Source organism: Rhizobium sp. BK176 (assembly GCF_024808055.1).
On the sequence record NZ_JANUBV010000052.1, the window covers coordinates 1 to 11,097 of the forward strand.

Here is an 11,097-nt window from a genome sequence, read left to right on the forward strand (position 1 = left end):
TTCAGTGAGTGGGCTTATAGATCCTACCCCTTTTCTAAGTCAACAGCGCAAAACAAAGTTTTTTGACATTTTTGTAACACACTGATTCGATTGACCGATTTTCGGGAGAGAGTTATTCACACGGCAGGATCGCGTGGGAGCGTACCTCGAAATTCCCTTACCGACAGGTCGAAGAGCGCCGTTCCCACCCCTCCAGATCCCTTACAGAACGCCCAAAAGCGGTGCCAGAGGGTTGAAAATCGACCAAAAAGGATCATTTGCCCCTCACGGCCCTGCAGATCCGACCACCCGGAACCTATCGCAGCTCTTTTGAGTTCTCGTTTGTGTAAAGGAAAGGAGAAAGACATGGCTGTCACCACCGACGACATCAAAGCTTCCGTCAGCAAGGACATCGCCGCGCTTCAGCAGGAAGTATCCCGCCTACAGAAAATGATCTCGGCGCAAGGAGCCGAAGCCTATTACGAAGTGCGCGAACGGGCCGGCAAGGCTTATGATGATGCCCTGCCCCGCGCAAAAGGCGCGGTCGCCCAGATCCGGGCTGAAGGTGTGGCGGCCGCAGGCGCCGCCCGTGAGCACGCCGCTGCGACGACGACCGCGTTGGCACTTGCCGCTGCGGTTGGCTTTCTAGCCGGCTATCTCCTAAGTGGCAGCCAGCAGCCTCCACGCCATTGGTGGCACTGATCGACGCCGGTAGGGCGCCTGCCTTTATATCGGGACCGCTTTGATCCGAAGATCAACGCGGTCCGTAATACTTTGGTCTTAGAAAAACCAAGTTTCGTCGTTACTAACGCCGCTGGAATAAAGGGAGGACTATTGATGGAGAGCAAGCAAGCACATTTTATAGTCGAAGTCAGTGTTGATGGCGTCAACGGCCGTAAGGCGGTAGGCATCATGAACATGCGCCAAGCCCTTGAACTGCCCGAATTGCCGTTCCTATCCTATACGCATCCCGATCCCGCCAAAGCGGCAGCGGGCATCGTTATCAGCCGCCAGGAGCTCGCCGGTTTCATGGCCCGCCACTGAGATGTTGCTGACCTAACCTGAAGACACATTGAAGATGGCGCCATTGGCGCCTTCTTGTTTCTTCAGCCTTCCCCTCGCCTCCAGATCGTCGTCTCGTTGTCCCCGGTTTTGATTGCCGCTTGCTGGCATAGTGCCCCTGTTCGTGTCATTACGACTTCTCCGAAACCGACAGGAATAAACAGGGTGAGGCAGCGGCGCCCAATACAGACATCGCGCGAGCGCACGAGACCAAGCGATGAAGCGCTGGCAAAGCGTGTGACGCTGCCGCGCGCGCTTTCAAAGCTCGGTTACTGTTCGCGAACGCAGGCTGAACGGCTGATCCTCGAGGGTCGCGTTTCGGTTGACGGACGGAAAGTCACCGACGTCTCCGCCTGGGTGGACCTGACATCGGCAAAGATCCGCGTCGATGGGACCAATGTGGTTGCCGAGGCGAAAATCTATCTCATGCTGAACAAGCCGCGCGGGCTGGTGACCACACGCGATGACCCGGAAGGCCGCCCGACCGTCTATGACTGTCTCACGGATTTCGATGTTCCGCACCTGTCGCCCGTCGGCCGCTTGGACAAAGCGAGCGAAGGCTTGCTGCTCTTTACCAACGACACCGTGTTCGCCCAGGCTCTGCTCGATCCCCTCACCCACGTCAGCAAGACCTACCATGTGCAGGTCAATCGGATCATGGACAGCGAGATGCTGGCCGAGATGACCTATGGCCTCCGTCACGATGGCGAGGTTCTCAAGGCGATCTCGGCAAGATCATTGAGGAACGGCGAAAAGAATGCCTGGATCGAGGTCGAACTCGATGAAGGCCGCAACCGCCAGATCCGCCGCATGCTGGAAGCGCTGGATATTGAATGCCTTCGTCTTGTGCGGGTTGCGATCGGAGATTTGGCACTGGGTGAATTGCCCAAGGGTGCGGTGCGCGCCTTGACGGACGCGGAACTGAAGGAACTGCGCAGGCGCGCGGGCATGGAAACGACGAGACGGAATTGACAGCATGACGGAATTGGCGGCACACGCGTTTTGGCAGAAGATCCACAATCCGGGCACCTTCCCGAGCGACGGCGATGTCTCGTCTTGCTATGTTGCCGAACTAGAGGATGGCCGACAGCTTCGCCTGCCGGTGCGCGTGCTGGCCGACGGGCAGCATGCCTTGGCGTCTCTGATCATCAACCAGGCAAGCTTCGCGGTCCTTGATGTGCTGGCTCAGTCCCTCGCCGAGAAACTGAAGAGCTTTCAGGTCGACGTTGTCGCCGGCCTGCCGACGCTCGGGCTGACCCTTGCCGCAGCCGTGGCGCAGAAGTTGGGGCACGCACGATATGTCCCCCTCGGAACGTCTCGGAAATTCTGGTACCGGGATGATCTTTCCGTTGCGCTCTCGTCGATTACCACGCCCACCCAACAAAAGCGTCTTTATATAGACCCGCGCATGTTGCCCCTCCTCGAGGAACGACGCGTGGCGCTGATCGACGACGTCATTTCCAGCGGCGCCTCGATCGTTTCGGGGTTGCAGCTTCTTGCCGGCTGCGGGATCGAGCCTGTTGCCATCGGTGCGGCAATGCTGCAGTCGCGCCGCTGGTGCGAGACGCTCGACGCTGTCGGTCCGCAATGGCGTGAGAGAACAGTGGGCGTGTTTTCTAGTCCAATGCTGGAGATTACCGATACCGGCACGTGGCGCCGGCCTGCAGCCTAGGTCAGGACCTGAGCACCTTGGCAGACCACCGACTGCAATATTTCGCTCTATACAGCGCCGACCGAACCGATACATTCTCGCGATGGATTGAGGTTCGGGGCAAACCATGACGTTCGAGCAAGCATCCTTGCTGATCCTGCTGCTCGCGATGCTCGTCCTGTTTTCGTTGGAGCGCTTCCGCATCGAGGTGATTGCGATTGCCGGGCTGCTCGCCGGATACGCCTTCCGCCTCTATTCGACCGAACAGGTCTTTTCCGGCTTTGCCAGCCCCGTCGTCATCACGGTCGTCGAGATCCTGCTGATCGTGCAAGTGCTTGCGCGGGCGCAAATCTTCGATCAGCTCGCGGATTTTTTCGTGAGAGCCAGATTTTCGAATACCGCTGTCATCGCCACCCTGTCGGGAGCGGCCGGTTTCATTTCCATCTTCATGAATGACATCGGCGCCTTTTCGATCGCCCTGCCGGCAACGCTGCGCGTGAGTGCCGCGCTCGCGATACCGAAACGGCAATTGATCATGCCGATTTCCTTTGCCGCGCTGTTGGGCGGAATCGTATCGTTGATCGGTACGCCGGCGAACATGCTCGTCAGCAATGCCTTGGCAGAGGCAAGCGGTACGGGCTTTCGGCTTTTCGACTTTGCCTATGTCGGCTTGCCGGTGGCGATCGTCGGCATCATCATGACAGCTTGGCTGGCGCCAAGGCTTTTTCCAAACGAGGAGAGCGATGCGCCTGAGCCCACCTCGTCGTCGAGACGCAGAATTGCCGAACGACGCATCCCGGCGGGCTCATCGTTGATCGGTACACGGCTTTCGGATCTGCCTGGTCGATTCTTACTGCAGCCGCATACGCTCATTCGTGATGAGAAGTTCCTTTTCGGCACGCCCGACAAACTCGTCGTCGAGGCAGGCGACCTGCTACTGGCAGAAGCGGACCACGCGGTCTTCGAGGGGCTGCAATCCGCCGGGACACTGCTTCGGCAACGACATCCGAGCCTGGCCGCTGCCGATCTCGACTATGTCGAGGCCGTCGTGATGCCTGAGAGCACGCTGATCGGCTCGCGACTGCATTCTCTCGAGGTATTCAGCAGCCGCGGCATCACGGTGTCGGCCCTCTCGATGCGCTCTCCGCGGATCGAGGGACGCTTCGCCGATCTGCAGCTCTCAATAGGCGACATTTTAGTGTTGGAGGGCGAGCAAGAAGCGATCGCCGAAGCGCTGGACGAATGCGAGTGTCTCCCGCTTGCGGCGCAGCGGCCGCCCCCAAAGTCGGCGTCCTGGCAGCCCTTTGCCATCTTCGCCGCGGGCGTCGCGGCAACGGGCTTCGAACTTGTCACGCCCGACATTGCCTTTGCCGGCGTCGTGCTTGTTCTGGCTCTTCTCAATTACCTGAACATTCGCCAGGCCATGGCGGACCTCAACTGGCCGATCATCATCATGCTTGGCGCGATGATCCCAATAGGTTCGGCGGTCGCGACAACTGGCACTGCCCAGGTCATCGCATCGGCGCTTGGTTCGATGGTGTCGCTGACCGAACCTGCCGTCGGGGTAGCGCTCGTCCTCTTTCTGTCGATGCTCCTGACCCCGTTTGTCAACAACGCAACCGTCGCGATCGTCATGAGCCCGATCGCTGTCGCCTTTGCAGCAACCGCGCATCATTCTCCGTCGGCGTACCTGATCGCAGTCGCCGCAGGCGCCTCACTGGATTTCCTGACGCCCTTCGGCCACCACAACAACACCCTGGCGATGGGCATCGGCAGTTACCGGTTCAGCGACTTCCTGAAAGCCGGCGCCCCGCTGACGCTGGTGAGCTATGGTCTTGCGCTTCTTCTTATCTATCTCTTCTGGCTTTAGTAGCGGCTCTGCTTGACATCCCCGGTGATGGAACTAGAGCAGGGGAAAGTTCACGAACAATGCATAAGGATGGTCGAGCCCGTGCGAATCCTCTCCGAAGCCCATTTCCCAGAGCTCCCCAATTACTATCGTGGCAAGGTTCGCGAGAACTATGACCTGCCGGACGGACGGCGCATCATCATCAGCACCGACCGACTGAGCGCCTTCGACCGCATCCTCACCTGCATTCCGTACAAGGGACAGGTTCTCACGCAGACGGCCCGCTACTGGTTCGAGGCGACGAAGGACATCTGCCCTAATCACGTTCTCGACTATCCCGATCCGAATGTCGTCATCGGCAAACGTCTCGATATCCTGCCGGTCGAAATCGTCGTTCGCGGCTATCTCGCCGGCACGACGGGCACCTCGATCCTCACTCTCTATAAGAAGGGCGAGCGTGAGATGTACGGCATGCGACTTCCGGACGGCATGCGCGACAACCAGAAACTCCCGACCCCAGTCATCACGCCGACCAGCAAGGAATTCGACGGCGGCCACGACGAGCCGCTGACGCCTGCCGAGATCGTCGAGCGCGGGCTCCTGACCAAGGAGCAATGGGAAACGCTTTCGCGCTACGCGCTGGCGCTCTTCGCCCGCGGCCAGGAACTCGCAGCCAAACAGGGTCTCATCCTCGTCGACACCAAATACGAGTTCGGCACGGACGAGAACGGCAATATCATCCTCGCAGACGAAATTCACACACCGGACAGTAGCCGCTACTGGCTTGCCGACAGCTATCAGGCAAGCTTTGAAGCTGGGACACGACCCGCAAGCTTCGACAAGGATTTCGTACGCGCCTGGGTCGCTGAACGCTGTGATCCCTACAAGGACGAAATTCCGGAGATCCCGGCCGAGCTAATCAAGCAGACCTCCGATGTCTACATCAAGGCCTATGAGACCATCACGGCGCAGCGCTTCGTTCCGGACGACAGCGACGCCACGCCGCTTGAGCGTGTCCGCAAGAACTTGTCACCCTACTTCTCGTAAAGCGTCGGGCAAGCAGTCTGCAACATTAGCTTGCAGGCATTCCGTCCTTGACGGTAGCATCGGGCCAAAATGAGATGCCGGCCACGAGCCGGCGGGGGAATGGATGGCACGCAGGCCAAGACGCAAGGCCGAGGAAACTCGCGAAGACATTCTGTCGATGGCAGAATTGTTGTTCCGTCAACGCGGCTTTGTTGCCGTTTCGATCGCCGATATTGCCGCTTCCCTCGGCATGTCGCCTGCCAACGTCTTCAAGCATTTCCGTTCGAAGACCGCCCTTGTCGACGCCATTGCAGAACGACACCTGGGCGACGTCGCGGACCGCTTTGCGGCCTTCGATGAAGGCTTACCCCCGAACGAACAATTGCTTCGCTTCGTCCTGCGTCTGCTCGATAGCCACCTGCAGGACATCCAGCAGAACCCCTACATCTTCGAAATGGTCCTGATGACGGTGCAGGCCAAGCTCGAGGCCGGCAATCGATATAGGGAGCGCATCGTCCAGAAGCTGGACGACATCATAAGAGAAGGTGTCGCCAAGGGACGCTATCGTTGCAGCAGCCCGAAGGATGCCGCCGCCACGGTTGCCGATGTCCTGGCGAGCGTCCTGCATCCCGTTCTGATCGCCCGTGACGACAAGGACACACTTGTCCACCGCGCAAAGCAGATCGTCATTTTCGTCGATGCCGCACTGCAAAATAGCGCTTGCTAAGTGACGATTCATAAATTACGTCACTTCGTAAAGTCTTTCTTAAATTCGGATCAGTGGCATTTGATTCTGGATCGATGATCGTACTTCATCGTTGAAGCAGGTCATTGGTTCGGACGCCACCGCACAAGGAATTCATTATGATACGGCGCATTTTCCTGGTTTCTTCCGCCCTTGCCATCGGCGGTGTGCTCGCCGCCTGCAGCGATAGCGGCAACAAGCAGGGGGCTGCCGGTGCTCCGGGCGCCGCGGCGCAGCAAGCCGCACCGGTTGGTGTCGTATCGCTCACGAAGGGCACCTTCCCCGTCACCACGATTCTGCCCGGACGCGCCGAGGCATCGCAGATCGCCGACATTCGTCCGCAGGTGAGCGGCATTATTCGCGAGATCCCTTTCAAAGAGGGTGGCGAGGTCAAGAAGGGCGACATCCTCTATCAAATCGAGGACGCTCCTTATCTGGCAACCGCCGCGCAGGCGCGTGCCGCCATTGCCAAGGCGGAAGCCAGCGTTCCGAGCGCCCAGAGCAATTTCGACCGCTATCAGCGTCTGGTCGGTTCCGGCGCGACACAGATCGAGCTTGAGACGGCGCGCACCAACCTGCTGCAGGCGCAAGCCGAGGTCGAATCCGCGAAGGCTGCCCTGACCGCCGCCGAGATCGATGTTGACCACACCAAGATCACCGCACCCTTCGACGGGGTCATCGACCAGACAGCATACAACGTCGGCAACGTCGTCGCTGCAAACCAGACGACGGCACTTACGACCGTTCGCCAACTCGATCCGGTCTATATCCTCCTGACGGAATCAAGCACCAATCTGCTGCGGCTTCGCGATGCGATCCGCAGCGGCGAGGTCAAGGGCAATCCCGGCAACGCCGCCTTCCGTCTCATCCTGGAGAACGGCAAGGAGTATGACCAGAAGGGCACGCTCGATATGTCGAAGTCCGTCGTCAGTGAGACGACCGGCACGTTCATTATCCGTGTACGTTTTCCGAACCCCGACCACGTCATCCTGCCGGGCATGTACGTCCGCGCCACGCTGGAACTTGGCGCCGAGCAGGGCTACGCGCTGCCGCAACTTGCCACCAGCCGCAACGCAAATGGCGAGTTGACCGCGCAGTTCGTGTCGGCTGACGGCAAGGTCGAAACCCGGATCTTCGAGAACGCGTCGCCCTCCAACAACGCCTGGCTTGTGACCGAGGGCATCAAGGATGGCGACCAACTGATCGTCAGCGGCCTGCAGTCGATCACGGCAGGCATGCCCGTCAAGCCAATGCCGATGAAGATCAATGACAAGGGCATCGTTGTGCCCGCTGACCAGGCCGCATCCGGTGAAGCGCAAAAGCCCGCCGCGAAGTAATCGCGACGAACCGTGATCAGAGCCGCACAGGAACAGTAAGCCAATGGCCAAGTTTTTCATCCGACGCCCGATCTTTGCTTGGGTCATCGCGATCACGATCATGCTCGCGGGCTTGCTCGCAATCTTCACGCTGTCGATTTCGCAATATCCTGACATCGCGCCAACCACCGTGCGTATCAACGCGACCTATCGTGGCGCGAGCGCCGAGACGGTCGAAAAGTCGGTGACGACGATCATCGAGGACGGCATGACCGGTCTCGACGACCTGACCTATATGACGTCGACGTCGTCGACCGGGTCTGCCAGTATCTCGCTGACCTTCGGCACCAGCGCCGACCCCGACATCGCGCAGGTTCAGGTCCAGAACAAGCTCCAGCTGGTCCAGTCCAAGCTGCCTGGTGATGTCATCGACGCCGGTATCAGCGTCACCCGCTCGACCTCGAGTATCCTGCTCGTCGGCTCGCTCGTTTCGACCGATGGCAAGCGCAGTTCGGTTGACCTCGGCAACATCATGTCGACCTCGATTGAAGACCAGATTCAACGTATCGAGGGCGTCGGCAGCATTAACATCTTCGGTTCCGGTTACGCCATGCGCGTCTGGCTGGATCCCTACAAGCTGTTGAAGTACCAGCTGACAACAGGTGATGTGACCTCGGCGATCGAGGCGCAGAACACTCAGGTTTCGGTAGGATCGCTCGGCGCTCAGCCGTCCGTCGACGGCCAGCAGCTCAACGTGACCATCACCGCGCAGAGCCAGCTCACCACGGTTTCCGACTTCGAGCACATCATTCTGAAGGTCGAGAAGGACGGCTCCACCGTCCGCCTCAGTGATGTCGCGCGCATCGAGATCGGCCAGGAAAGCTACGGCGGCTCATCGCGCTACAACGGCCAGCCGTCGAGCGGCTTTGCCGTCAACCTCGCCATCGGCGCCAACGCCATCGATACGGCCGACCGTGTCCGCTCCGCCCTCGACACGATCAGCCGCGGCCTGCCGGAAGGCGTGGAGATCACCTATCCCTATGACACGACCCCCTTCGTCGAACTGTCGATCGAGAAGGTCGTTCACACCCTGATCGAAGCCATCGTTCTTGTCTTCATCGTGCTACTGGTCTTCCTGCAGAACCTCCGGGCGACGATCATTCCGACGATCGCTGTGCCAGTGGTCCTGCTAGGCACTTTCGGCATCCTCGCGATGGCGGGATATTCGATCAACACATTGACGATGTTCGCCATGGTTCTCGCCATCGGCCTTCTCGTCGACGATGCAATCGTTGTCGTCGAGAACGTCGAACGCATCATGACGGAAGAAAAGCTTTCGCCACTCGAGGCGACAGAGAAGTCGATGGGCGAGATCACCGGCGCTATCGTCGGCATCGCCCTCGTTCTGACGGCGGTCTTCATTCCGATGGCTTTCTTCGGCGGTTCGACCGGCATCATCTATCGTCAGTTTTCCGTGACGATCGTCTCCGCGATGCTGCTTTCTGCGCTCGTCGCGATCGTACTGACGCCGGCGCTGTGCGCGACGATGCTGAAGCCGGTGAGCGAGCACAAGAAGCACCGGATCGGCGACTGGTTCAACCGCAATTTCACACGTTCTACCAACAGCTATGTCCGGTCCATCGGCTACCTGCTGAAGCGGCCGATCCGCGTCATGCTCGTCTTCCTTCTTATTGGCGTCGGTTGCGCTTATCTCTTCAACCGCCTGCCGAGTTCCTTTCTGCCGCAGGAAGACCAGGGCGTTCTACTCACCATCGTCACCACGCCTCCCGGCTCGACGACGCAGCAGACCCAGGCTGTGGTCGAAAAGGTCGAAAAATACTACCAGGAGAATGAGAAGGACGCCGTCCAATCCGTCTTTGGTGCGCTTGGCTTCGGTTTCAACGGCTCCGGTCAGAACAGCGCGATCGTGTTCACCAAGCTCAAGGATTTCAAGGAGCGCACCGATCCGAACCTGCATGCGCAGGCCGTCGTCACGCGCGCGCTCAAAACCTTCTTCACATACCGTGAAGCGCAGGTCTTCGCCCTGCTGCCGCCGGCCATCCAGGGCCTCGGCGTCTCGAGCGGCTTTTCCATGTATCTCGTTGACACCGGCGGTCATGGCACCGAAGCGCTCGATGCAGCGTCGAAGCGGCTGATCCAGATGGCCAACGCCAGCGGCAAAGTCGTGGCTCTGCGCAGCAACAACAAGGAAGTCGAGCCGCAGATGAAGATCGTCATCGACCAGGAGAAGATCGGCGCGATGGGCGTCGATATCACCGCGGTCAATTCGATGCTCTCGGTCATCTTCACAGGCCGCGACGTCAACGACTTCACGCTGAACGGCGAGATCAAGCCGGTTTACGTGCAGGGCGACGCTCCGTTCCGTATGCAGCCGAACGATCTGGATCATTGGTACGCCCGCAACTCGAGCGGTGAGATGGTGCCATTCTCGGCCTTTACCCGCACCGAATGGGTCAAGGGGGCTCCGACACTGGCGCGCTTCAATGCGGTGAGCGCCATCCCGCTCGACGGTGCCTCGGCACCCGGCGTCAGCTCCGGCGACGCTATGAACGAGATGGAAGCTCTGACAGCACAGCTGGGCGGTGGCTACACCGTGGCCTGGCAGGGCATCTCCTACCAGGAGCGCCTGTCCGGTTCGCAGGCGCCGATGCTCTATGCGATCTCAGTGCTCGTCGTCTTCCTCTGCCTGGCAGCGCTTTACGAAAGCTGGTCGATCCCGTTCTCAGTTATCATGGCCGTGCCGGTGGGTGTGCTGGGGGCTCTTGCCGCCGCTACGCTCTTTGGCCAGGCAAACGACGTCTACTTCAAGGTCGGTCTGTTGACGACGATAGGTCTAGCGGCGAAAAACGCGATCCTGATCGTCGAGTTCGCAAAGGACCGAATGGAAACAGGAATGGGGCTCTTCGAGGCAACGCTCGAGGCAGCGCGCCTGCGCCTGCGTCCTATCATCATGACGTCGCTTGCCTTCATTTTGGGCGTCGTACCGCTGGCGGTTGCGACCGGAGCGGGCTCGGCGGCACAGAACGCAATCGGCATCGGCGTGCTCGGCGGCATGCTTGCAGCAACCGCTCTTGGCATCTTCTTTGTGCCCTCATTCTTCGTTGTCATCCGCCGACTCTTCTCGCGGGCGCAAAAAAATGAAGCGTGAGTGTTGTATAAATGCACTGTGAGAAAATGAGACTCGTTGTTACATTGCCGCCAACTGCTTCGGGATGGTGTTTCTCGTACGAGCGAAGCGCGGCCGATAGCGAAGCATGAAGGCTTCTGACAAGAATAAATTTGGTCGAGTTACAGGAAGATTTTTAATGGCATCTTTTCGCTTTGCCTCTCCGGCGCTTCTGCTCCTACTCGCGGGCTGTGTGAGCGGCCCGGACCATGTTCCTCCGGAGATGCCGCTTCCGGCGAAGTTCAGCGAGGGTGGCGCCAAGGACATTGGCGACGTGTCGAC

At 59.4% G+C, this 11,097-nt stretch carries 9 protein-coding genes and 1 pseudogene; all 10 read left to right on the top strand.

The window, feature by feature from the left end:
• Positions 1-345 precede the first annotated feature (345 nt).
• A complete protein-coding gene (locus tag FHT76_RS40745; RefSeq protein WP_183759282.1) occupies positions 346-681 on the top strand; it encodes a hypothetical protein in 336 nt (111 codons plus the stop codon).
• A 135-nt stretch (positions 682-816) separates the two neighbouring features.
• Positions 817-1,023: a hypothetical protein gene (locus FHT76_RS40750; protein WP_183759283.1), complete on the top strand. Its 207-nt coding sequence runs from the start codon at positions 817-819 to the stop codon at positions 1,021-1,023.
• Positions 1,024-1,206: 183 nt separating this feature from the next.
• A complete protein-coding gene (locus FHT76_RS40755) occupies positions 1,207-2,013 on the top strand; it encodes a pseudouridine synthase (RefSeq protein ID WP_183759284.1) in 807 nt (268 codons plus the stop codon).
• Between the two features lie 4 nt (positions 2,014-2,017).
• A complete protein-coding gene (locus FHT76_RS40760; protein ID WP_183865150.1) occupies positions 2,018-2,713 on the top strand; it encodes a phosphoribosyltransferase in 696 nt (231 codons plus the stop codon).
• A 106-nt stretch (positions 2,714-2,819) separates the two neighbouring features.
• Complete coding sequence (locus FHT76_RS40765; RefSeq protein ID WP_183865152.1) at positions 2,820-4,562, top strand: SLC13 family permease; 1,743 nt, start codon at positions 2,820-2,822, stop codon at positions 4,560-4,562.
• A gap of 81 nt (positions 4,563-4,643) precedes the next feature.
• Positions 4,644-5,588, top strand: a complete 945-nt coding sequence (locus FHT76_RS40770) for a phosphoribosylaminoimidazolesuccinocarboxamide synthase (RefSeq protein ID WP_183759287.1) — start codon at positions 4,644-4,646, stop codon at positions 5,586-5,588.
• A gap of 103 nt (positions 5,589-5,691) precedes the next feature.
• Entirely contained in the window at positions 5,692-6,294 is a 603-nt protein-coding gene (locus FHT76_RS40775) for a TetR family transcriptional regulator (protein WP_183759288.1), read from the top strand.
• 137 nt (positions 6,295-6,431) lie between these two features.
• Positions 6,432-7,649 (top strand): efflux RND transporter periplasmic adaptor subunit, encoded by a 1,218-nt coding sequence (locus FHT76_RS40780; RefSeq protein ID WP_183865154.1) that lies wholly within the window; start codon positions 6,432-6,434, stop codon positions 7,647-7,649.
• Positions 7,650-7,692: 43 nt separating this feature from the next.
• Complete coding sequence (locus FHT76_RS40785; RefSeq protein ID WP_016557260.1) at positions 7,693-10,797, top strand: efflux RND transporter permease subunit; 3,105 nt, start codon at positions 7,693-7,695, stop codon at positions 10,795-10,797.
• Between the two features lie 157 nt (positions 10,798-10,954).
• Positions 10,955-11,097, top strand: a pseudogene (locus FHT76_RS40790) (nodulation protein NodT); the annotation flags it as partial.

What these genes read in the sequence shown, in the direction of transcription:
- FHT76_RS40745 (WP_183759282.1), top strand. Translation starts at nt 346, where the DNA reads ATGGCTGTCACCACCGACGACATCAAAGCTTCCGTCAGCAAGGACATC.
- FHT76_RS40775 (WP_183759288.1), top strand. Translation starts at nt 5,692, where the DNA reads ATGGCACGCAGGCCAAGACGCAAGGCCGAGGAAACTCGCGAAGACATT.
- FHT76_RS40750 (WP_183759283.1), top strand. Translation starts at nt 817, where the DNA reads ATGGAGAGCAAGCAAGCACATTTTATAGTCGAAGTCAGTGTTGATGGC.
- FHT76_RS40765 (WP_183865152.1), top strand. Translation starts at nt 2,820, where the DNA reads ATGACGTTCGAGCAAGCATCCTTGCTGATCCTGCTGCTCGCGATGCTC.
- FHT76_RS40780 (WP_183865154.1), top strand. Translation starts at nt 6,432, where the DNA reads ATGATACGGCGCATTTTCCTGGTTTCTTCCGCCCTTGCCATCGGCGGT.
- FHT76_RS40760 (WP_183865150.1), top strand. Translation starts at nt 2,018, where the DNA reads ATGACGGAATTGGCGGCACACGCGTTTTGGCAGAAGATCCACAATCCG.
- FHT76_RS40785 (WP_016557260.1), top strand. Translation starts at nt 7,693, where the DNA reads ATGGCCAAGTTTTTCATCCGACGCCCGATCTTTGCTTGGGTCATCGCG.